The 22,291-nt window shown below is 72.6% G+C and carries 19 protein-coding genes; 10 read left to right on the top strand and 9 right to left on the bottom strand.

Annotated features, from left to right (window positions below; all coding sequences use genetic code 11):
- Positions 1-30: 30 nt before the first annotated feature.
- The 4 genes from ACR9ZK_RS04695 (at position 31) to ACR9ZK_RS04680 (ending at position 4,780) form a co-directional block, all read left to right on the top strand.
- Complete coding sequence (locus ACR9ZK_RS04695) at positions 31-1,629, top strand: ABC-F family ATP-binding cassette domain-containing protein (protein ID WP_481340719.1); 1,599 nt, start codon at positions 31-33, stop codon at positions 1,627-1,629.
- Positions 1,630-1,704: 75 nt separating this feature from the next.
- Entirely contained in the window at positions 1,705-1,899 is a 195-nt protein-coding gene (locus ACR9ZK_RS04690) for a hypothetical protein (RefSeq protein WP_481340718.1), read from the top strand.
- Between the two features lie 29 nt (positions 1,900-1,928).
- Entirely contained in the window at positions 1,929-2,741 is an 813-nt protein-coding gene (locus ACR9ZK_RS04685) for an enoyl-CoA hydratase/isomerase family protein (RefSeq protein WP_481340717.1), read from the top strand.
- A 167-nt stretch (positions 2,742-2,908) separates the two neighbouring features.
- A complete protein-coding gene (locus tag ACR9ZK_RS04680) occupies positions 2,909-4,780 on the top strand; it encodes an ABC transporter ATP-binding protein (protein WP_481340743.1) in 1,872 nt (623 codons plus the stop codon).
- A 34-nt stretch (positions 4,781-4,814) separates the two neighbouring features.
- On the opposite strand, the gene ACR9ZK_RS04675 is transcribed toward ACR9ZK_RS04680, so the two are convergent.
- Positions 4,815-5,747 (bottom strand): SURF1 family cytochrome oxidase biogenesis protein, encoded by a 933-nt coding sequence (locus ACR9ZK_RS04675; RefSeq protein WP_481340716.1) that lies wholly within the window; start codon positions 5,745-5,747, stop codon positions 4,815-4,817.
- 33 nt (positions 5,748-5,780) lie between these two features.
- Between ACR9ZK_RS04675 and moaA the strand changes: the two genes are divergently transcribed.
- Positions 5,781-6,809 (top strand): GTP 3',8-cyclase MoaA, encoded by a 1,029-nt coding sequence (gene moaA / locus ACR9ZK_RS04670; RefSeq protein WP_481340715.1) that lies wholly within the window; start codon positions 5,781-5,783, stop codon positions 6,807-6,809.
- Between the two features lie 29 nt (positions 6,810-6,838).
- Here moaA and ACR9ZK_RS04665 read toward each other — a convergent pair whose 3' ends face one another.
- Both ACR9ZK_RS04665 and ACR9ZK_RS04660 read right to left on the bottom strand, forming a co-directional pair.
- On the bottom strand, positions 6,839-7,081 hold the full coding sequence (locus ACR9ZK_RS04665) for a hypothetical protein (protein ID WP_481340714.1): 243 nt from the start codon (positions 7,079-7,081) through the stop codon (positions 6,839-6,841).
- 7 nt (positions 7,082-7,088) lie between these two features.
- Positions 7,089-7,382: a DUF3099 domain-containing protein gene (locus ACR9ZK_RS04660; protein ID WP_481340713.1), complete on the bottom strand. Its 294-nt coding sequence runs from the start codon at positions 7,380-7,382 to the stop codon at positions 7,089-7,091.
- A gap of 172 nt (positions 7,383-7,554) precedes the next feature.
- Between ACR9ZK_RS04660 and fabG the strand changes: the two genes are divergently transcribed.
- The 3 genes from fabG (at position 7,555) to ACR9ZK_RS04645 (ending at position 11,526) form a co-directional block, all read left to right on the top strand.
- Positions 7,555-8,298, top strand: coding sequence for a 3-oxoacyl-ACP reductase FabG (fabG, locus tag ACR9ZK_RS04655; RefSeq protein WP_481340712.1), 744 nt, complete (start codon positions 7,555-7,557; stop codon positions 8,296-8,298).
- A gap of 128 nt (positions 8,299-8,426) precedes the next feature.
- Positions 8,427-9,188 carry an enoyl-ACP reductase FabI gene (fabI, locus tag ACR9ZK_RS04650; RefSeq protein WP_481340711.1) on the top strand — a complete coding sequence of 254 codons (762 nt, stop codon included), beginning with the start codon at positions 8,427-8,429 and terminating at the stop codon, positions 9,186-9,188.
- Between the two features lie 49 nt (positions 9,189-9,237).
- Positions 9,238-11,526 (top strand): tetratricopeptide repeat protein, encoded by a 2,289-nt coding sequence (locus ACR9ZK_RS04645; protein ID WP_481340710.1) that lies wholly within the window; start codon positions 9,238-9,240, stop codon positions 11,524-11,526.
- A gap of 185 nt (positions 11,527-11,711) precedes the next feature.
- Here the strand turns inward: ACR9ZK_RS04645 and cphA are convergent, their stop codons facing one another.
- The 5 genes from cphA to glgC all read right to left on the bottom strand — a co-directional run bounded on the left by cphA (position 11,712) and on the right by glgC (position 19,130).
- Complete coding sequence (gene cphA, locus ACR9ZK_RS04640; RefSeq protein ID WP_481340709.1) at positions 11,712-14,615, bottom strand: cyanophycin synthetase; 2,904 nt, start codon at positions 14,613-14,615, stop codon at positions 11,712-11,714.
- A 27-nt stretch (positions 14,616-14,642) separates the two neighbouring features.
- A complete protein-coding gene (locus ACR9ZK_RS04635; RefSeq protein WP_481340708.1) occupies positions 14,643-15,569 on the bottom strand; it encodes a cyanophycinase in 927 nt (308 codons plus the stop codon).
- A 9-nt stretch (positions 15,570-15,578) separates the two neighbouring features.
- Positions 15,579-16,919: a phosphoserine phosphatase SerB gene (serB, locus tag ACR9ZK_RS04630; protein ID WP_481340707.1), complete on the bottom strand. Its 1,341-nt coding sequence runs from the start codon at positions 16,917-16,919 to the stop codon at positions 15,579-15,581.
- An 85-nt stretch (positions 16,920-17,004) separates the two neighbouring features.
- Positions 17,005-17,874: an LLM class F420-dependent oxidoreductase gene (locus ACR9ZK_RS04625; protein ID WP_481340706.1), complete on the bottom strand. Its 870-nt coding sequence runs from the start codon at positions 17,872-17,874 to the stop codon at positions 17,005-17,007.
- Positions 17,871-19,130: a glucose-1-phosphate adenylyltransferase gene (gene glgC / locus ACR9ZK_RS04620; protein ID WP_481340705.1), complete on the bottom strand. Its 1,260-nt coding sequence runs from the start codon at positions 19,128-19,130 to the stop codon at positions 17,871-17,873. The genes ACR9ZK_RS04625 and glgC overlap by 4 nt, the downstream gene beginning before the upstream one ends.
- A 90-nt stretch (positions 19,131-19,220) precedes the next feature.
- Between glgC and glgA the strand changes: the two genes are divergently transcribed.
- Positions 19,221-20,423 (top strand): glycogen synthase, encoded by a 1,203-nt coding sequence (gene glgA / locus ACR9ZK_RS04615; RefSeq protein WP_481340704.1) that lies wholly within the window; start codon positions 19,221-19,223, stop codon positions 20,421-20,423.
- A gap of 233 nt (positions 20,424-20,656) precedes the next feature.
- Positions 20,657-21,346 carry a hypothetical protein gene (locus ACR9ZK_RS04610; protein WP_481340703.1) on the top strand — a complete coding sequence of 230 codons (690 nt, stop codon included), beginning with the start codon at positions 20,657-20,659 and terminating at the stop codon, positions 21,344-21,346.
- Here the strand turns inward: ACR9ZK_RS04610 and ACR9ZK_RS04605 are convergent.
- Positions 21,336-22,067: a PIG-L deacetylase family protein gene (locus tag ACR9ZK_RS04605; RefSeq protein ID WP_481340702.1), complete on the bottom strand. Its 732-nt coding sequence runs from the start codon at positions 22,065-22,067 to the stop codon at positions 21,336-21,338. The genes ACR9ZK_RS04610 and ACR9ZK_RS04605 overlap by 11 nt on opposite strands.
- Positions 22,068-22,291: the final 224 nt, after the last annotated feature.

The following is a 22,291-nucleotide window of genomic DNA, read 5'->3' as shown; positions in this document are numbered from 1 at the left end:
ACGAAGTGCGGCACATCGAGGAGGAACGCCGTGATCGTCGCCACCGGGATCGAGCTGCGTGCTGGGGCGCGCCTGCTGTTGGAGGACGCCAGCTTCCGCGTCGACTCCGGCGACCGCATCGGCCTGGTCGGTCGCAACGGGGCCGGCAAGACGACCCTGACCAAGGTCCTCGCCGGGGAGGGGCTGCCCGCCGCGGGCACCGTGACTCGCACCGGCGCGGTCGGCTACCTGCCCCAGGACCCACGCACGGGCGACCTCGAGATCCTCGCCCGGGACCGCATCCTGTCGGCCCGCGGCCTCGACACGATCGTCCGCGACCGCGCCGCGGCCGAGGTGAGGATGGGCAGCGACGACGAGAAGGTCCGCGACAAGGCCATGCGCAAGTACGCGCGCCTCGAGGTCGAGTTCGAGGCCCAGGGCGGCTACGCCTCCGAGTCCGAGGCAGCCTCGATCGCGAGCGCCCTCGGGCTCGACGAGCGCATCCTCTCCCAGCCCCTTCGCACGCTCTCCGGTGGCCAGCGGCGACGCGTCGAGCTGTCGCGGATCCTCTTCTCCGGCAACGAGACCCTGTTGCTCGACGAGCCGACCAACCACCTCGACGCCGACTCGATCGTGTGGCTGCGTGAGTACCTGCGCGCGTACAAGGGCGGGCTCATCGTCATCAGCCACGATGCCGACCTGCTCGACGCGGTGGTCAACAAGGTCTACCACCTCGACGCCAACCGCTCGGCCCTCGACGTCTACAACGTGAGCTGGAAGACCTACCTCCAGCAGCGCGAGACCGACGAGCGACGCCGACGCCGCGAGCTGCAGAACGCGCAGAAGAAGGCCGGCGCACTGCTGGCCCAGGCGGACAAGATGCGTGCCAAGGCCACGAAGGCCGTGGCCGCCCAGAACATGGCCAAGCGTGCCGAGCGCCTCCTCGCCGGCGTCGAGGGCGAGCGCGTCCAGGACAAGGTGGCCAAGCTGCGCTTCCCGAAACCGGCTGCCTGCGGCAGGACGCCGTTGCGCGCCTCAGGGCTGTCGCGCTCGTACGGGTCGCTCGAGGTGTTCACCGACGTCGACCTCGCCATCGACCGGGGGAGCAAGGTCGTCGTGCTCGGCCTCAACGGCGCCGGCAAGACGACCCTGCTGCGGATGCTCGCCGGCGTCGACGCCCCGGACACGGGCGAGGTCGAGCCGGGCCACGGCCTGCGCCTCGGCTACTACGCCCAGGAGCACGAGAACCTCGACGTCGAGCGGACCGTCCTGGAGAACATGAAGTCGAGTGCCCCGGACCTCGGCGAGACCGAGGTCCGCAAGGTGCTCGGGTCCTTCCTCTTCTCCGGCGACGACGTCCACAAGCCCGCGGGCGTGCTGTCCGGCGGTGAGAAGACGCGCCTGTCGCTGGCGATGCTGGTGGTCTCGGCCGCCAACGTCCTCCTCCTCGACGAGCCCACGAACAACCTCGACCCCGCGTCGCGCGAGGAGATCCTCGGCGCGCTCAAGACGTACGAAGGCGCCGTCGTCCTCGTCACCCACGACGAGGGCGCGGTCGAGGCCCTCGAGCCCGAGCGCATCCTCCTGCTGCCCGACGGTGTCGAGGACCTCTGGGGGCCGGACTACCGGGACCTCATCGCGCTCGCCTGACTCATAAGTGCCTGTGATGGGTCACATCATGGACCGTTATTGTCTTTCGTCCCCGGCGGCGTGACACTTCTCGACATGCCGACCGACCACACCCTCAGCTGCCCGTTCTGCGCGGGCGAGGACGTGACGCCCTTCCCCGACCCGACCGCCGCCTGGTCGTGCCTGGACTGTGCACGCGTCTTCCGGGTCGAGGTCGTCCAGCCGGCGTCCGTCGGCGGGTGGGGCGTGCTCCGGGCCGTGCTGCCGGCCCGGCTGCCCGCGGCCGCCTGACGAGGTGACCCGCCGGTAGCCTGCGAGGCATGACCGCGACGCAGCACGACCGGCCCCATCCGCACCTGCGTGTCGAGACGGCCGGCCCCGTTCGCACCCTCGTCCTCGACCACCCGGACCGGCGCAACGCCCAGACGCCCTCGCTGTGGGCGGCGCTCGCCGACCAGGCCCGCTCGGTGCCCGAGGAGGTGCGCGTCGTCGTCCTGCGCGGGGAGGGGGCGGCGTTCTCGGCCGGCATCGACACCGCGATGTTCACGCCCGAGGGCGTGCCGGGGGAGGAGAGCGTCCTCGCGCTCGTCTCCGGCGGCCCCGCGTCCGTCCAGGACGGCATCGCGCGCTTCCAGGAGGGCTTCACGGCCTGGGCGCAGTGTCCGGCCGTCGTCGTCGCCCAGGTGCACGGCTACGCGATCGGGGCGGGACTCCAGCTCGCGCTCGCCGCGGACCTGCGCGTCGCGGCGCTCGACTCGTGGTTCGCCATGCGTGAGGTGAGCCTCGGCCTCGTCCCGGACCTCGGCGGCACGGGTCCGCTCGTCCACCTCGTCGGGTACGCCCGGGCCCTGGAGATGTGTGCCACGGGCCGACCGGTGTCGGCGCCCGAGGCCCACGCCATGGGCCTGCTCACCTCGATCGCGCCGGCGGCCGATCTCGACGAGGCCACGGCCTCCCTCGTCGCGGCCCTCCTCGAGGCCCCCGCCGAGGCGGTGCGTGCCCTCAAGCCGTTGCTGCGCGCCGCCGTGACCAACGACGCCGAGACCCAGCTGCGCGCCGAGCGTCAGGCCCAGACCGGGCTCCTCCTCGGCATGGTGGGGCGCCTGCGTCCCGACGCTCACGACGCGTCCTGACACCCCCGAGGCCTCCGGGGGCTTTCCGACGCCGGGGCACGTCGCCGGGTGCTGTGAACGGTGTCGGGAACCGGTGTCGGGAATCGGTGTCGGTGGTCGCGGGTTGGATGGAGAGGAGCAGCCGGTCCGAGAGGGCCGACGCGGAGCAAGGAGGAGTCGCCGTGGGGATGCAGCCGTGGATGGCGATGCGGTCGATGTCGCGCGACTCGTCCGTCGCCGAGCGGAGCCTCGCGCCCGGCACCCGGCGTCGGGTACTCGGCTACGCGCGCCCCTACAAGGGCGCCATCGCGGCCTTCCTCCTCGTCGTCGTCCTCGACTCGCTCCTCGTCGTCGCCGTCCCGCTCCTGCTCAAGGCGATCGTCGACGACGGCGTCGTACCGAGGGACTCCGGGCTCGTCGTCCGGCTCTCCCTGGTCGTTGCCGCCATCGCGGTGGTGGACGTGCTGCTCACGGTCGTCTCACGCTGGTACTCCGCGCGCATCGGCGAGGGCCTCATCAACGACCTGCGCACCGAGGTCTTCGGCCACGTCCTGCGCCAGCCGATCGCCTTCTTCACGCGCGCCCAGACCGGCTCGCTCGTCTCGCGTCTCAACAGCGACGTCGTCGGCGCCCAGCAGGCCTTCACCTCGGTGCTGTCGAACGTCGTCAGCAACGTCGTGTCGGTCGTGCTCGTCGTCGGCGCGATGTTCGCCCTCTCCTGGCCGCTGACGCTGGGTTCGCTGCTGCTCGTGCCGCTCTTCCTCGTCCCGGCGCGGCTCATGGGGCGCCGTCTCGCGACGCTCGCCCACCGCCAGATGACCGTCAACGCCGACATGGGCACCCGGATGACCGAGCGGTTCAACGTCGCCGGTGCCCTCCTGGTCAAGCTCTTCGGCTCGCCCGCGCGCGAGGAGGCCGAGTACGCCGAGCGCGCCGGACGGGTCCGCGACATCGGCATCGAGATCGCGGTCAACCGCACGGTCTTCATGGCGGGGCTCACCTTGGTGGCGGCCCTCGCCACCGCGATGGTCTACGGCTTCGGCGGGGTCATGGCCGTCGGCGGGACGCTCTCGGTCGGCACCCTCCTCGCACTGGCCGCCCTCCTCGCCCGCCTCTACGGCCCCCTGACGTCGCTGTCCAACGTGCGCGTGGACATCATGACCGCCCTCATCTCCTTCGAACGCGTCTTCGAGGTGCTCGACCTCGAGCCCCTCGTCCGGGAGCGACCCGACGCCGTGGCCCTGCCCAGGGGTCCGCTCGGCGTCGCGCTCGACGGCGTGTCGTTCCGCTACCCCTCCGCCGACGAGGTGTCCCTGGCCTCGCTCGAGTCGGTCGCGTCCGGCGACCGCCGGGGCAGCGGTCTCGTCCTGCACGACATCGACCTCGACGTGCCCGCGGGGTCCCTCGTGGCGCTCGTCGGTCCTTCGGGCGCCGGCAAGACGACGCTCACCGCGCTCGTCGCCCGGCTCTACGACCCGAGTACCGGGAGCGTCCGCATCGGCGGGCTCGACCTGCGCGACGTGACGATGGAGTCGCTGCGCCAGCGCGTCGGGGTCGTGACCCAGGAGGCGCACCTGTTCCACGACACGATCCGCGCCAACCTCCTCTACGCCCGTCCCGATGCCACCGAGGCGCAGGTCGCGGCGGCGCTGCGCGCGGCCCAGATCAGCGACCTCGTCGAGGAGCTGCCCGAGGGGCTCGACACGGTGGTGGGTGACCGTGGTCACCGGCTCAGCGGCGGCGAGAAGCAGCGCTTCGCCATCGCACGGCTGCTGCTCAAGGCGCCGGACGTCGTCGTGCTCGACGAGGCGACGGCCCACCTCGACTCCGAGTCGGAGGTGGCCGTCCAGCGCGCGCTCGACGCCGCCCTCGAGGGCCGCACGTCGATCGTCATCGCCCACCGGCTCTCAACGATCCGGCAGGCCGACCTCATCGTGGTGCTCGACCACGGCCGTGTCGTCGAGACGGGCCGACACGCCGAGCTGCTCGCCCGGGGCGGGCTCTACGCCGACCTGCACGCCACCCAGTTCGACGAGAAGGCCGTCGAGCGCGCGGTCTGAGGGCCACCGCCCCGCGATCTGCGCCCGAGGACGGTTACGCGTCCTCCTCGTCCCAGATGCGCACCTTCCTGGGTCTGGCCGGCTTGGCCGGACGTGCTGGCCGTGACGGACGGTCCGAGGCGGCGGGAGCGGCGGCGCGGTCGACGCCGACCGGGACGTGCCCGACCGACCCCTTACCCGGCGCCGGCCGCCATGTGCCGTCGCCCTCGATGTCGCCCTCGGTCCCGTCCTCGGTCTCGCTGTCGGCCAGCAGGAGCTCGCGGCGCAACGCCCACCAGACGAAGACCACGCCGCCGGGCATGAACAGCCACCACTGGTAGGCGTAGGCCTGGTGCGGTCCGAGGTCCTCCTCGGGGCGGGGCAGCGGCCGCACCGGGTGGGCGCCCGGCGACGCGGCGGGCTGCTGGGAGCCGAGGACGACGTACCAGTCGAGGGGGCTCAGCGCGGGCACCTGGGCCCGGGCGTCGGTGAGGTCGATGCTCGCCAGCTGGGGGTGCGGCAGGTCCCGGCCCAGGCTCGGCTCGTCGGTGCGCAGCCATCCCGTCACGGCGACCTCGCCCGCGGGGGCGGGGTCGGCCGGGGGCGTCGTCTCGGCGTCCTGCGCGTTGGGCACCCAGCCCCGGTCGACGAGGACGACGTGTCCGTCGGTCGAGAAGGGGGTCAGCACCTCGAACCCGACCGTCTGGTCGAGGGTGCGGTTGCGCACGAGCAGGTCGCTGCCCGACGCGTACGTGCCCCTCAGGGTGACGCGCGTCCACTGCCGCTCGGGCGTGAGCGGGCCTGCCGCGAGGGCCTGCTCCAGCGGGACCGGCGAGGCGTCGTAGTGGCGGGCGATGGCGTCGACCTTGACCTGCTTGTCCTCGTGGCGGTGCCACTGCCACAGGCCGAGGTAGAAGCACGCCACGCCGAAGAGGACCGCGAGGAGGCTCCCGACCAGCCAGCGCCGGGTCAACCACAGTCTGAGCACGTCTTGACGGTACCCCGGCCTAGAGTGGAGGCCATGACCAGCCTTCCCGACCCCACGGTGCTGCCCGTCGGCACCGGCCTCGCCGACCGGTTCGGGCGGGTGGCGCGCGACCTGCGGGTGTCGGTCACCGACCGGTGCAACCTGCGCTGCACGTACTGCATGCCGGCGGAGGGTCTGCCGTGGATGCCGCGCGCCGAGATGCTCACCGACGCGGAGATGCTGCGCGTCATCGGCCTGTTCGTCCGCGACGGCGTCACCCAGGTGCGCCTCACCGGTGGCGAGCCCCTCCTGCGTCGCTCCCTCGTGGACCTCGTCGCCGGCATCGCCGCGCTCGAGCCTCGGCCCCGCATCGCCATGACGACCAACGGCGTCGGCCTGGAGAAGGTCGCCTCCGCCCTTCGCGACGCGGGGCTCGACCGCGTCAACGTCAGTCTCGACACCATCGACGCCGAGACCTTCACGCGGCTGACGCGCCGGGACCGGCTCGCCGACGTCGAGGCCGGGCTCCGGGCGGCGGCCGAGGCCGGGCTGACGCCGGTCAAGGTCAACGCCGTCGCGATGCGCGGTCTCAACGACGACGCGGTCGCCGACGTGCTCGCGTGGTGCCTCGAGCGCGGTTACGAGCTGCGCTTCATCGAGCAGATGCCCCTCGACGCCCAGCACGCGTGGGACCGGCGCGACATGGTCACGGCCGACGAGATCCGGGCCCGGCTCTCGCAGCGGTGGACCCTGACACCCCTGCCGGCCGCAGACCGGGGCAGTGCCCCCGCCGAGCGGTTCCTCGTCGACGGCGGTCCCCAGACGGTCGGCATCATCGCCAGCGTGTCGGCCCCCTTCTGCGCGGCCTGCGACCGCACCCGACTCACCGCCGACGGACAGGTGCGCAACTGCCTGTTCTCCACCACCGAGACCGACCTGCGCGGGCCGATGCGCGACGGCGCCTCCGACGACGAGCTGCTCGCTCTGATGCGCGGCGAGATGTGGCGCAAGCGGCGCGGGCACGGCATCGGCGACCCGGACTTCGTGCAGCCGGACCGGCCCATGTCCGCCATCGGCGGCTGAGCCGGCCGAGCACCGTCGCGGCCGACCGGTCAGCCGTCGGCGTCGGTCAGCGCCTCCACGGGGACGACCTCGATGAGGAACCCCCGGAGCGCGACGAAGTCGGCGAGGGACGTCCGGTGCTCGTCGCACGCGAGCCAGACCTTGCGGCGGTCGGCGGCGTGCAGCTTCGGGTTGTTCCAGACGACCGCGTGACGGGCCGTCGCTCGGCAGCCCTTCGCGCTGCAGACGCGCTCGGGTGCCTCGACCGGGTCGAGGGAGGGAAGGACGCTCACCGGTGGGTCACTGCTCGAGGCGGTGGGTGTCGTCGGGTCGCGGCGTCACGGCCTGGATGGAGCCGACCTCCCGCGGTCGCACCGCGTTCGCGATGACGACGGCGAAGTAGGGGATGACGACCGCGCCGGCGACGGCGGCCCAGCGCACCCAGCCGGACGTGACGAAGACGAGCCCGAAGCACGCGACGCGGATCCCCATCATGATGAGGTAGCGCTTCATCCGCGCGCTCTGGTCGTCGGTCGTCGACGTCGCCGCCGAGGTGACGGTGTGGACCACCGGTCGGTCGTTGTGTCGTGCCACCTCTCCACCTTAGGTCGCCGTCGCCCCGCGACCTACGGTGCTGTCTACCCTTGGGTAGTCCGTTAGGTTTCGGGACAGCACCAGACAGCACTGATGGGGCTCCGGACCGCCGAGGCGGGCCGGACCGTGAGCACGACGACCCGGCCTGGCCGGACGGACGGAGGAACGACCAGTGGCATCGACCGCATCGCCCGGCGCACCCGCGGGGACGCAGCGCAACGTGCTCGTGACCGGAGGAAACCGCGGCATCGGCCTGGCCATCGCCCGGTCCTTCGCGGACGCCGGCGACAACGTCGTCATCACCTACCGCTCGGGGGAGCCGCCGGACGGGCTGCGCGGCGTCGTCTGCGAGGTCACCGACACGGCGTCCGTCGACCAGGCGTTCACGCAGGCCGAGGAGCTGCTCGGTGGCCCGGTCGAGGTGCTCGTGGCCAACGCCGGGATCACCCGCGACACGCTGCTGATGCGGATGAGCGACGAGGAGTTCGACGCGGTCATCGACACCAACCTCGCCGGTGCGTTCCGTTGCGCGCGCCGGGCCGCCACCGGCATGATCCGCAAGCGCAAGGGGCGGATCGTCCTCATCAGCAGCGTCGTCGGCCTCTACGGCTCGCCCGGCCAGACCAACTATGCCGCGTCGAAGTCCGGGCTCGTCGGCCTGGCCCGGTCGATCACCCGCGAGCTCGGTGGGCGCGGCATCACGGCCAACGTCGTCGCCCCGGGCTTCATCGAGACCGAGATGACCGCGGGGCTTCCCGAGGACCAGAAGAAGGCCTACCTGTCCGGGATCCCCGCCGGCCGCTTCGCCACGCCGGAGGAGGTCGCCTCCGTCGTCCGGTTCGTCGCGAGCGAAGAGGCGGGCTACATCACCGGCGCCGTCATCCCCGTCGACGGCGGCCTCGGCATGGGGCACTGACCCAGCGGCGCTGGCCGGCGCTGACCGGCGCTGACCGGCGCTGACCGGCGCTGACCGGCTCCGACGCTCCGACACGCTGCAGGCGCGTCGACCGCATCTCCTCCCCGAACCCACAGAAAGTCGCAGGCATGGGAATCCTCGAAGGCAAGAAGCTGCTCGTCACCGGTGTCCTCATGGACAGCTCGATCGCGTTCCACGTCGCCAAGATCGCTCAGGAGGAAGGTGCGCGGGTCGTGCTGACCTCGTTCGGGCGGACGATGAAGATCACCCAGACGATCGCGCGTCGCCTGCCCGAGACGCCTGCGGTCATCGAGCTCGACGTCGCCGAGCAGGAACACCTCGACACCCTCGCCGACCGCCTGGCCGAGCACGTCGACGGCCTCGACGGCGTCCTGCACTCGATCGGGTTCGCCCCGCAGGGCGCGTTCAACTTCATCGAGGGGACGTGGGAGGACGTGTCGACGGCCCTGCACATCTCGGCGTACAGCCTCAAGTCCCTCGCGGTCGCGGCCCTGCCGCTCATGAAGGAGGGTGGCAGCGTCGTCGGGCTCACCTTCGATGCGAAGTTCGCCTGGCCGGTGTACGACTGGATGGGGGTGGCGAAGGCCGCCTTCGAGTCGACGAACCGCTACCTGGCCCGCGACCTCGGCCCGAGGAACGTGCGGTGCAACCTCGTCGCCGCGGGCCCGATCCGCACTACCGCCGCCAAGTCGATCCCCGGCTTCGAGCAGTTCGAGCAGGTCTGGGACGAGCGGGCCCCGCTCGGCTGGGACGTCAACGACGCCGTCCCCGCGGCCAAGGCGTGCGCGGCGCTGTTGTCCGACTGGTTCCCGGCGACGACCGGCGAGATCGTCCACGTCGACGGCGGCGTGCACGCCATGGGCCAGTGACCTGACCGGCGCCGCGCGAGCGCCCCAGCCCGTCGCTAGAGTCCTGCCCATGCCTGACGCCGCGACCGACGCCACCACCCTCGGCGCGACCGACGCCACCACCGACGCCACCACCGACGCCGGGACCGACGCCGCCACCGCGACCGAGGCCGTCCGGGTCGACGAGGTGCGCGTCCTCGACGGTCCGAACCTCTACTTCGCTCGGCCCGCCATCAAGGTCAGCCTGCACCTGCCCGGCTACCTCGACCTGCGGCGGACCGAGGCCGAGGCCCTCGCGGCGCGCCTCGGGCTGCGCTCGGCGCGGCCGGGCAAGCGCGGCACGGCGCTGCGCCAGCGCTTCGTCATGCGGGTCATCCGCACCGTGACCCGACGCCTCGGGACCGAGATCGGCGTCGGCCGGCTCGGCGTCCGGGTTCGCGCCGGAGGGGCCGTGGAGGACGCGGTGCTCGCCTTCCCGTGGGTCCACCGCACCCGCGGACAGGTGGCCGGCGAGCAGGTCGCCGTGGTCCTCGAGCAGCTCCTCGCGCCGTCGTGCCGGGCCGAGGACGCCATCGGCGCGGCGGCCGAGAGGATCCTCGCCGCGCCGGACGGCCCCGGCCCCAGCGTCATCACACCCACCGTGCCGGTCGCGTCCGTCACCGGCACGAACGGCAAGACGACGACGACCCGGCTCATGGCGCACATGTGCATGGCCGCCGGGCTGACGACGGCCTGGAGCTCGACCGACGGGATCGTCGTCATGGGCGAGACCACGGAGGCCGGTGACTTCTCGGGCCCGGCCGGCGCCCGCGGCGTCCTCGAGACCCCGGGCCTCCAGGTGGGCATCCTCGAGACGGCCCGCGGCGGCATGCTGCTGCGTGGGATGGGCGTCACGGCCAACGATGTCAGCGTCGTCACCAACGTCAGCGCCGACCACCTCGGGCTGCAGGGCATCGACACCCTCGACCAGCTCGCCGAGGTCAAGGCCATCGTCACCACGGTCACGCGGCCGGAGGGCTGGTGCGTCCTAAACGGCGACGACCCACGCGTGTGGGCGATGCGCCGCCGCAGCCGGGCGAAGCCGTGGGCGTTCAGCCTCGACCCCGACTCGCCGGCCCTCTGGGAGGCGGTCAACGCCGGCGGTCGGGGGATCACGGTGCTCGAGGGCGAGATCGTCGTCCTGTCGGCCAACGGCGACCCCGACCGGCTCGTCAAGGTCACCGACGTGCCGATGACCCTGAGCGGCCTGTCGCGCAACAACATTGCGAACGCCCTGGCGGGTGCTGCCGCGGCCCTCGGGCTCGGCGTCCCGCGGTCCGCGGTCGTGGAAGGGCTGCGCACCTTCGCGCCCGACCCCGAGCACAACTGGGGGCGCCTCAACACCTACACGCTGCCGCTCGGGCGTGGCGGTCGAGCCACGGTCATCATGGACATGGCCCACAACGAGGCGGGTCTCGAGGCGCTCCTCGAGGTGGCACACGGCCTGGCGGCCCCCGGCGGGGCGGTCCGCGTCGGGCTCGGCTGCGCGGGTGACCGCACCGACGAGGCGATCGAGGCCATGGGCGAGATCGCCGGGCGGGGCGCCGACGACGTCGTCCTCAAGATCGCGAGGCGCTACCTGCGCGGCAGGGAGCCGGAGAACCTCCTGGGGCTCTTCCGGGACGGCCTGGCGCGCGTCGGCGTCCTCGACGTCCCCGCCCACGACACCGAGCTGTCCGCCCTCGAGCAGCTCGTCGCGCATGCCCACGACGGCGACGTCGTGGCCCTCATGTGCCACGCCGAGCGCGCGGAGGTCGACCGCTGGCTGCGGGACAACGGCGGAACCGTCGACGATGCCCGGGCGATCCGACGCAAGGTCGTGGCTGCCCGGGGCGAGCACGAGCTCGAGTCGGAGATCGCCGCCCTGTGGGAGACCTCGGACCCGGAGGGGCGCATCTCAGCGGCCCGGCGACTCCTCGACGAGCACCCCGGCGACGCGCGGCTCGAGTTCGAGCTGGCCGGCGCGATGGACTCGGCGGGCGACGAGCACGGGGCGATCCCGCTCTACGAGAAGGCGATCCGTGGAGGACTGCCCGAGCCGCACCGGCACCGGGCGCAGCTGCAGCTCGCGTCGAGTCTGCGCGTCGTCGGTCGGCCCGAGGAGGCCGACGCGGTCCTCGAGGACGTGCTCGAGACCCGGCCCCACAGCACGGCGGCACTGCTTTTCCGCGCGCTCGTGCGCACCGACCTAGGCCGTGAGCGTGAGGCAGTCGCGGACCTGGTGCGCGCGACCCTGGACGCCACGACCGACCCCGAGGCCCAGTCCTACCGCCGGGCCCTGCGGGCCTACGCCGACGACCTCGCCCCGGCCGACGGCTGACCCAGGCGCCCTCGGGCAGGGCCGTCCCCGGACGCCGTCCGGAACCGCGCCGTGGCGCACTTCTGGGCGTCGGGAGGGGCCGGAGCGCGGCTTGAACCGCGCCGTGGCGCACTTCTCGTCGCCGAACGGGGCCGGAGCGCGGCCGGAACCGCGCCGTGGCGCGCTTCCGGGCCGCAGGACGTCCGTCAGACGGCGGTGTCGTCGGCCTGGCCGGGGTCCGCCTCGCCCGGCGCGTCACCCGGGAGCCCGACGAGCGCCTCCTCCTCGGCCTCGGTGCCCTCGGCCTCCGCGGTCTCGGTGAGCGTGCTCGGGTCGAGGTCGGGGTCGCTCGTGGCCGCCCCGGGGGTTCCGAGGCGCGCGCCGGCCTGCGCCGACTTCGTCCGCTCCTCGAGCTCGGCGACGACGCGGGCGTGGTTGTCGACGCACATGACGACGACGTCACCGGGGTTGGTGCGCGCCAGCACGTGCCGCGTCGCCTCGAGCTCGTCGAGGACGATCTCGACCTGCCGGCAGCGGGCCCCGTCGGCCATCGCCTTGTGCGCACCCTCGGCGACGAGCTGCGCCGACTCGCCGGGGCGGCGCCCACGCAGGCGGGCGTCCTCGCGGACGACGACGACGTCGAAGTGGTGCGCGGCGACCTCGCCGAGCTCGCGGATGTCGTCGTCTCGACGGTCGCCGGCGGCTCCGATCATGCCGATGCGTGAGACCCGGGCCAGGTCGGCCTGCCCGCGCTTCTGCTCGGCGTAGCGGTCGACGAAGGTCCCGAGCTCCTTCATGCCGGCCGCGTTGTGGCAGTAGTCGACGAAGACGTCGGCGTTGCCCACGTGGACGAGGTTGAGGCGCCCGGGGGACAGGTAGTAGGTGGTGGCGAAGGTGCGCAGACCCTGCCGGATGTCGTGCAGGGGCGCCCCCGCGGCGAAGGCCGCCCCGGCCGCGGCCAGCGCGTTGGCGACGTTGAACCGCGCCGCGCCGCCGAAGGTCGAGGGGAGCAGGTGCGTCCAGGCCAGCTGCATGCTGCGGCGCCCGTGCTTGATGACGATCATCTCCCCGCGGTCGCTCGGCTCGAGCACGACGGCGCGCCCGCCCCGACGGCAGTGGTCGTCGACGAGCTCACGCACCTCGGTGCCGGGTTCGGACATCGTGAACCAGACGATGCCGCCCGAGCACCGGCGTCGCATGTTGCGCACGTGCGGGTCGTCGGCGTTGAGCACGGCGAAGCCGTCGCGGGGCACCGCCTCGACGATGACGGCCTTGACGTCGGCGAGCTGGCGCAGGGTGTCGATCCCCTTCATCCCCAGGTGGTCCGGCGCGATGTTGGTGACGACGGCGATGTCGTTGCGGTCGTACCCGAGGCCCTCGCGCAGGATGCCGCCCCGCGCGACCTCCATGACGGCGAAGTCGACGCGTGGGTTCTGCAGCACCATCCGCGCCGACCGGGGGCCCGACGCGTCGGCCTTGATGACGAGGCGCTCGTCGATGACGACGCCGTCGGTCGAGGTCATGCCGACCTTGCGGCCGAGACCCTTGAAGATGTGGGCGATCATCCGTGACGTCGTCGTCTTGCCGTTGGTGCCGGTGACCGCGACGATCGGCACCCGCGAGGGCGTCCCCGGCGGGAAGAGCAGGTCGACGACCGGCTTGGCGATGAACTGCGGCTCGCCGACCGTGGGGTGCGTGTGCATCCGGAAGCCGGGCGCGGCGTTGACCTCGCAGATGGCACCTCCCGTCTCACGGACCGGGTAGGTGATGTCGGGGCAGATGAAGTCGATGCCCGCGACGTCGAGGCCGACGATGCGCGCGGCCTCCTCGGCGATCTCGACGTTGTCGGGGTGGGCGTCGAAGGTGCGGTCGATGGAGATGCCCCCGGTGGACATGTTGCCGGTCAGGGCGAGCTTGACCATCTCACCCTCGGGCGGCACCGACTCGAGCGAGTACCCCTGTGCCGCAAGGACATCCAGTGCGGGGCCGTCGACGCGGATCTTCGTCAGGACCTTCTCGTGGCCGACGCCGCGGCGCGGGTCGGCGTTGGTGGCCTCGACGAGCTCGCCGACGGTGTGGGTGCCGTCACCGACGACGTGCGCCGGCACCCGCTCGGCGATGGCCTGCATCCGGCCACCGACGATGAGGCACCGGTAGTCGCGGCCGGTGACGAACGACTCGACGATGACCGTGCCGCGCCGCGACTGCTCCCTGGCGATGTCGAACGCCTTCTCGACGTCCTCGTCGCTGCGCAGGTCGAGGCACACGCCACGGCCGTGGTTGCCGTCGAGCGGCTTGACGACGACGGGGAAGCCGATGCGTCGGGCCGCCTCGACGGCGCCGCGCACCGTGCGGACCGACGCCTGCTTGGGCACCGGCAGGCCCGCCGAGCCGAGGAGCTTCGTGGTGAGGTCCTTGTCGCCGGCGATGTCGACGGCGAGCGCACCCGTGCGGCTCGTCATGGTCGCCCGGATCCGCTGGGCATGGACGCCCTGGCCGAGCTGCACGAGCGAGCCGGTGTTGAGCCGGATGAAGGGGATGTCGCGCGACGCCGCCTCCTCGAGGATCGCCGACGTCGACGGGCCGAAGGCGACGCGCTCGGCCTGGCGCAGGAAGTCGTGGAACGCGGTGTCGAAGTCGAAGCCCTCCTCGGGCTGCACGAGGTGGTTGATGAGCCGCACCGCGAGGCGTCCGGCGGCGACACCGACGGTCTCGTCGGTGTAGGCGTAGATGACGTCGTAGCGGCCGGGGTGACCCTTGACGCCGCGCGTCTTGCCCCGACGGGAGTCGTGCCCGGCGAGCGTCTGCAGCTGCAGGGCGACGTGCTCGGTGACGTGCCCGAGCCAGGTCCCTTCACGGAGTCTCTCGACGAAACCGCCCTTGCGGCCCCGGGAGCACGTGTGGTTCTCGAGGCCGGGGACGGCGGCCAGCAGCTGGTCGGTGAAACCGGGCAACGACACCGTCGGGTACTCCTCGAGGCTGCCGAGCTCGACGACGAGGTGGACCGCCTGCTGGTAGGACCAGACGTTCGGACCGCGGTAGATCCTCGTCTCGAGGATCGTCAGGTCCGGACGCGCGAGTCCGGTGGGGGTCGGTACCTCGACGGCCATCGCAGTGCTCCTGGGGGATGGGGAATCTCAGTGGACGGTGCTGCTGCCCGGACCGACCCGGGCCGTGCGGTCCTTGGCCGGCACGACGGCGCCCTCGATGTCGGGGTGCCGCTCGACGAACGAGGTCAGCTCGACGTGCTCGAGGTCGAACGTACTGCCGGCGGGCAGCGAGTGCACCACCGCGCCCGACACGAGCAGCGGGGCCCCGCGCCGGGCGTCGGGGGCGTCGGTGACGGCGTCGCGGGCGTTGACGAGGAAGATGGCGCCCGCTCCGAGGACGGTGAGCCACCGGCCGTCGCGGATCTCGGCGGCGGTGTTCTCGTCGATCCCCAGGCCGAGCAGGTTCGGCGAGGCGGCGACCATCGACATGAGCCGGCCGTAGCGGCCCCGCTGGTCGAAGTGCTGGTCGATGATGGCGTCCTCCACCAGGCCGAGGCCGGCCGAGATCTGGCTCGCCCGCTGCCGCGGGGTCAGGCCCTCGTCGCCGAGCGAGATCATGAACCGGCTGAGGATCGAGGCGCCCGCCGACGTCCCGGCGACCACGGCCCCGCGTTCGTAGGCGCGGACGATCGCGTCACCGACCGGGGTGCCGACGACGTTCTGGGCGAGCTTGACCTGGCTGCCGCCGGTGAGGAAGACACCGGTGGCGGCGTCGAGCTCCGCGACCAGGTCTGGCGAGGCGGCGTCGCGACGCGTCCGCGGGTGGACGGCGACGACGTCACCGCCTCGCAGCCGGGTGAACGCGTCGCGGTAGGACTCCGACACCTCGTCCGCGTAGGCCGACGCGGTGGGGATGACGACGATGCGGGAGGAGCGTCCGCCGGCCAGGCGCACGAACCGCTTGAGCACGACCGAGCGTCCGAGCCGGTCCTCCGCGCCGCCGATGACGAGCAGCGTCCGGCGCACGCCGCCCACGGTGGGCGAGGCCGGGCCGAGGGACGGGGTGCTGTGCATCGGCCCAGCCTAGTGACCGGCGTGCGACACGGGCGGAGCCTGCGTCGGCGTGCCGTCCGACAGGTCCGCGTCCTCGATCTCCTCGCGCGAGATGCCGAGCAGGTAGAGCACCGAGTCGAGGTAGGGCACGTTGACCGACGTCTGGGCCTGTTCGCGCACAAGGGGTTTGGCGTTGAAGGCGACCCCGAGCCCGGCGATGTCAAGCATGTCGAGGTCGTTGGCCCCGTCGCCGATCGCCACGGTGCGGCTCAGCGGCAGGCCCTCGTCCGCGGCGAACTCGCGCAGCGCACGCGCCTTGCCCGCGCGGTCGACGACCTCGCCGACGACGCGTCCGGTCAGCACGCCGTCCGCGACCTCGAGGCGGTTGGCGCGGGCGTGGTCGATGCCGAGCTCCTGCGCGAGCTCGCCCACGATCTCGATGAACCCGCCGCTGACGAGCCCCACGGTGAAGCCCAGACGCTTGAGCGTGCGCACGAGCGTGCGCGCCCCCGGCGTCAGCACGACGGAGTCGCGCACCTCCGCGAGCACCGACTCCGGCAGGCCGGCGAGGGTGGCGACACGGGCCCGCAGCGACTCCTCGAAGTCGAGCTCACCGGCCATCGCCCGGGCCGTGACCTCTGCCACCTCGGCCTCGCGGCCGCAGTGCGCGGCGAGCAGCTCGATGACCTCCTGCTGGATCAGCGTCGAGTCCACGTCGAGGACGACGAGCCTGCGGCCGCGTCGGGCGAGCCCACCCGGCGCCACGGCGACGTCGATGCCCGCGCCGGCGGCGACGAGCGCGAGCTCGGTGCGCAGCGAGGCGACGTCGGCACCGGAGATGTCGAACTCGACGGTCGTCACGGGGTAGCGCGACAACCGGCGGATGCGGTCGATGTTGGCCCCGTGCTGCGCGATGTGGCTCGTCACGAGCGAGACCGCGTCGGCGCGCAGCGGGGCGCCGAGGACCACGACCGCCGCCCTGCCTTGACGCGACCGCGCGTTGTCACCGGTGCCCTCGAGGACCGACAGGGTCAGCCCGAGCCGGTGCGCGGCGACGGCGGCGGCGTCGCGGAGCTGCTCGGCGTGGTCGCCGGCGCGCAGCAGGACGGCGAGGGTCAGGTGGCCGTGGACGGCGACCTGCTGGATGTCGAGCAGCTCTGCACCGACCCCGGACAGCGCGCTGAGGAGTCCCCCGGTGACGCCGGGGCGGTCCTTCCCGGTCACCGTGACGCTGAGCGTGGCGCCGGGCTCGGTCACCCCCGGCTCGGTGCCCTCCGCTCGCGCCGCGGCCCCACCGAGGGTCTGCGGAGCGTCGGGCAGCCCCTCGGGCGTGGGACTGGCGTCGACCGGTCGGGTGCTGGCGTCACTCACGTCGTCAGGCTAACGAGCCGCCCCGGACCGCGGCCGCCCCATCCGGCATGCGACCGCCGGCGAGCCGGCTCACGGGCCTCACGGCTCACCGCGACGCATTGACCTCGTCCCGCCACTGCAGCAGGTCGCGGACCCGGGCCAGGTCGGGCTCGGCCGCCGCGACGCTCGCCGTGAACAGGCGGGTGCCGACGTCGTGCAGCTGCTGGGCGTTGCTCGCGTAGTCCCCGCGCTGGTCGGGGTTGCGGCCCGGCACGAAGGCCACGCCGGCGGAGCGCTCGATCTCCAGCGGGTCCCGGCCGCGCCGCTCGCACCAGGCGTCGAGCACACGGTGCTTGTGGGCGATCTGCTCGGGGCCACCGAAGCCGTGCCAGATGTCCGCGTGCTCGGCGACGATGCGCAGCGTCTTCCGCTCGCCGCCACCGCCGACGAGGACCGGGATGTCGCGCGTCGGCGGTGGGTTGAGGCGGGTCCACCGGTCGCGGATGACCGGCAGGTCGCGAGCGAGGTCGTCGAGGCGTCCGCCCGCGGTGCCGAACTCGTAGCCGTACTCGTCGTAGTCGAGCTGCGCCCAGCCCGAGCCGATCCCGAGCACGAGCCGGCCGCCGCTGATGTGGTCGACGGTGCGGGCCATGTCCGCGAGGAGGTTGGGGTTGCGGTAGCTGTTGCACGTGACGAGGGCGCCGATCTCGACGCGTTCGGTGGACTCCGCCCAGGCGCCGAGGATCGTCCAGCACTCGAAGTGCAGCCCGCCGCGGTCACCGCTGAGTGGGAAGAAGTGGTCCCAGCTGAGGAGGACGTCGACGCCCATCTCCTCGAGCGTCGCGGCGGTGCGCCGGATCTGGGCCCACGTCGCCTGCTGCGGCGGGACCTGGACGCCGACCCGCGCCGGCCGCGGGTCGGCGGCGCTCCGCGGCGTGGCGAGCTCGTCGGGTGTCGTCGCGGCCGCAGGGGTCACGCGGTGACGACCTGGTCCTTGCCGACCACGACGATGCCGGTCTCGGTGACGTGGAAGCCGCGAGCCCGGTCGTGGTCGTGGTCGATCCCGATCTGGCAGCCGTCGGGCACGCGGACGTTCTTGTCGATGATCGCCCGCCGGATCTGCGCGTGCCGCCCGACCTCGACACCGTCGAGGATCACCGACCCCTGGATGCTCGCGTACGAGTGCACGTGCACGAGGGGGGAGAGCACGGACGCGTACACGTGGGCACCGGACACGACGACGCCGGGGGAGACGGCCGAGTTGAGGGCCTCGCCGATCCGGTCCCCGCTGCCGTGCACGAACTTGGCCGGCGGGTACGGCGCGTGCTGCGTGTAGATCGGCCACTCGTAGTTGTAGAGGTTGAAGACGGGGTGGATCGACACGAGGTCCATGTGCGCGTCGTAGTACGACTCGATGGTGCCGACGTCGCGCCAGTAGCCCCGGTCGCGGTCGGTGGAGCCCGGCACGTCGTTGTCCTTGAAGTCGTAGACGCCGGCCTCGCCACGGCCCACGAAGTACGGCACGATGTCGCCGCCCATGTCGTGGTTGCTCGCGTCGTTGTCGTGGTCGCGGGTCACGGCGTCCTCGAGGGCGTCCGCGGTGAAGACGTAGTTGCCCATGGAGGCCAGCACCTCGTTCTCGTTGTCGGGCAGGCCTTTCGGGTCGCTCGGCTTCTCGAGGAACGCGGCGATCTTCGTCGGGTCGGCGTCGTCGACCTCGATGACGCCGAACTGGTTCGCGAGCGAGATGGGCTGGCGGATCGCGGCGACTGTGCACGCCGCTCCGGAGTCGATGTGCTGCTCGACCATCGCTCCGAAGTCCATGCGGTACACGTGGTCGGCGCCCACAACGACCACGATGTCGGGACGCTCGTCGTGCATGAGGTTGAGGCTCTGGTAGATCGCGTCGGCGCTGCCGAGGTACCAGTTCTTGTCGACGCGCTGCTGGGCCGGCACGGTCGTGACGTAGTTGCCGAGCAGCGTCGACATGCGCCAGGTCTTGGTCACGTGCGCGTCGAGGCTGTGCGACTTGTACTGCGTGAGGACGACGACCTGCAGGTAGCCGGAGTTGACGACGTTCGACAGCGCCAGGTCGATGAGGCGGTAGATGCCCGCGAAGGGCACGGCTGGTTTGGCCCGGTCGGCAGTCAACGGCATCAAGCGTTTGCCCTCACCTCCCGCGAGAACGATCGCGAGCACTTTCGGTCCTGCGGCGGGGCTTCGTCGGGCCATGTCGCCACAGTAGGGCAGGCGTGCACGACCCGACAGGTTGCGCCACGAACAAACCCTTGCCGTCCCGAGAGGCGGGACTAGTCTGCCAACGTGCGCGTCGACATCCTCAGCAAGGAGTACCCGCCCGCGATCTACGGTGGAGCCGGCGTTCACGTCGCCGAGCTCGTCCGTGCCCTGCGCGAGCGAGGTGACCTCGACGTGCAGGTGCGGTGCTTCGGGGCGCCGCGGGACGAAGAGGGCACGACGGCCTACGCCGACGTGCCCGGGCTCGTCGGCGCGAACGCCGCGCTGCAGACTCTCGGCGTCGACCTCGGCATGGCCGGTGACTGCGTCGGCGCGGACCTGGTCCACTCGCACACGTGGTACGCCAACCTGGGCGGCCACCTCGCCTCCCTCCTCGGCGGGATGCCGCACGTCGTCACCGCCCACTCGCTGGAACCCATGCGCCCGTGGAAGGCCGAACAGCTCGGCGGCGGCTACCGCGTCTCGTCGTGGGCCGAGCGGACCGCCTACGAGGCCGCGGCCGGGGTGGTCGCCGTGAGCGCCGGCATGCGCGAGGACATCCTCAAGAGCTACCCGTCGCTCGACCCGGAGCGGGTTCACGTGGTGCACAACGGCATCGACTCGCAGCTGTGGGCGCCGGACCGCTCGGAGGCGGCACGCGCGACGGTCGTGCGGCACGGCGTCGACCCCGACCGCCCGTCGGTCGTCTTCGTCGGTCGCATCACCCGCCAGAAGGGCCTGCCGTACCTGCTCCGGGCGTGTGCCCAGCTGCCGCCCGACGTGCAGCTCGTGCTGTGCGCCGGTGCTCCCGACACGCCGGAGATCCTGGCCGAGGTCGAGGGCCTCATGAACGACCTGCGGGCGAGCCGCGAGGGCGTCGTGTGGATCGCCGAGATGCTGCCGCGTTCCGAGGTCGTCGCGCTGCTCAGCCACGGCACGGTGTTCGTCTGCCCGTCGGTCTACGAGCCGCTCGGCATCGTGAACCTCGAGGCCATGGCGTGCGAGCTGGCCGTCGTGGCCACCGCCACGGGAGGCATCCCCGAGGTCGTCGTCGACGGCGAGACGGGGTGGCTCGTGCCGATCGAGCAGGTGCAGGACGGCACCGGCACCCCGGTCGATCCCGACCGCTTCGTCGCCGACCTCGCCGCCGCGCTGTCCGACGCCGTCTCCGACGTCGACCGCGCCCGCGCGCGTGGGCTGGCGGGCCGGGCCCGCGCCGTGGAGTCGTTCTCGTGGGCCTCCATCGGCGACCGCACCCTCGACGTCTACCGGGCGGTCCTCGGCAGCTGATGCCGGCCGGTTCGACCAGGCGGTCCGACTGGGCCGATGCACCGCGCGCCCTCGTGCGCGCGGTCGAACGGTCGCTCGGCGCGCGCGTGGTGGGGCAGGAGGCGGTGCAGGGCGGGACGTCATCGCGTGTCGCCGCTCGTCTGAGCCTCGACGACGCGCGACAGGTGTTCGTGAAAGCGGTTGCCGCACAGCAGGATCCCGAGGCTTTCAAGCGCTACGCGCAAGAGGCCGACGTGCTCCGGCGACTGCCGGAGGACGTCCCGCACGCCCCCCTGCTCACCTCGGCGAGGCACGACGACTGGTTCGCCGTCGTGACGAGCGCCGCGTCCGGGTCTGCCGTCGGGCCGCCGTGGCGCACCCAGCACGTCGCGGCCGTCACCGACGCCATCACCCGGACCTCGGGACGCACGGACGTCCGCGGTCTCGCGCCGGCCGTCGAGCGGCTGCCCGCCCTCGACGGGTGGCAGCAGCTCGCGTCCCGGCCAGAGGTGCTCGACGACTGGGAGCGCGGCCGCCTGCAGACCCTGGTCGCGATGAGCGACGGCTGGCGCACGTGGACGGCGGGGCCGCACCTCGTCCACCTCGCCGTGCGCTGCGACAACGTCGTCGAGCACGAGGACGGCGTGTGGCTCGTCGACTGGGGGCGTGCCGCCGCCGGCGCGGCGTGGCTCGACGCAGCCGGGCTCGCCGTCGACGTCGTCGCGTCAGGGCATGTCGGCGGAGGCGCGCTGGCGCTCAGTACCGCTCGCGGAATCCTGGCCGGGCTCCCGTACGAGGCAACGCGACTCATGGTCGCCCTGGCCGGGACGCTGCGTCAGAGCTCGCTGCGTGAGCCGGTGGCGGCGGTACCCGGCCTGCGCGCCTGGCAGGCCGCCCGGGCCGGGGCGTTGCGACCTCTTCTCGAAGCGACCGTCACCCGATGAGACGCCCGGCCACGCTGTACCTGGCGCCGGTCGCCTCGGCGGGAGCGCCCAGGATCATCTCGAGCAGGTCGCGCGGCTTCGGGTACTCCGGGCCGAGGGCGGCCAGGTAGGCCTCGTGCGCCTCGAGTGAGGCCACCGCCGCCTCGAAGTGGTCGGATGCGTCGACGAAGTGCGTGGGCTCGGGGTCGCCGGTGACGAGAAGCTGCTTGACCTGCCACGGCTCGTGCCCCTCGTCGACGAGGTCGGGGAAGATCCACCGGTTGCCGGCGTCGGCCTTGGCGTCGATGGTCGCGAGCCCGACCGCCCGATGGTCGGCCTGGTTGACGAAGCCGCCGGGGAAGCGGTCGGCGTAGGTCTGCCCGACGACGAGGTCGGGTCGGCGGATGCGGATCTCGCGCGCGATGGCCCGACGCAGCGGCAGCCCGTACTCGACGGCGCCGTCGGTGAAGTCGAGGAACTCGACCACCTCGACGCCGACCCGTGCGGCGCCCTCGCGCTCCTCCCGCTCCCGGAGGGGACCGGCCTCGTCCGGGTGGGTCGTGTCGATGCCGGCCTCACCGCGGGTCGCGAGCAGGTAGGTCACGGTCTTGTCGGCCTTGACCCACTTGTCGACGAGGGCGGCCGTGCCGTACTCGAGGTCGTCGGGGTGTGCCACGACGCACAGCACGCGCTCGAAGGCGGACTCGTCGAGGGGCGTCAGCTGCGGCGGCGTCGTCGTCATGGCACCAATCTAGGGACCTTGGCGGGTCCGGCGGGGGATGTGAGGATGGGGCATGCTGAACCTCGACCTCGCGCGCCGGCTCTCGGACGCCGGCCTGGCCTGGGAACCCCGCTCGGGCGACCGGTTCGTCGTCCCGGTCGCCGGCATGGAGGAGGAGGTCTTCGTCATCAGCGACCTCACCGTCGACGTGCACCACTTCACGACCGGCGACGTCATCGGGTTCA

The sequence above is a fragment of the Monashia sp. HAY1-5C genome (assembly GCF_056755255.1).
This window is presented reverse-complemented; position numbering and strand designations above follow the sequence as displayed.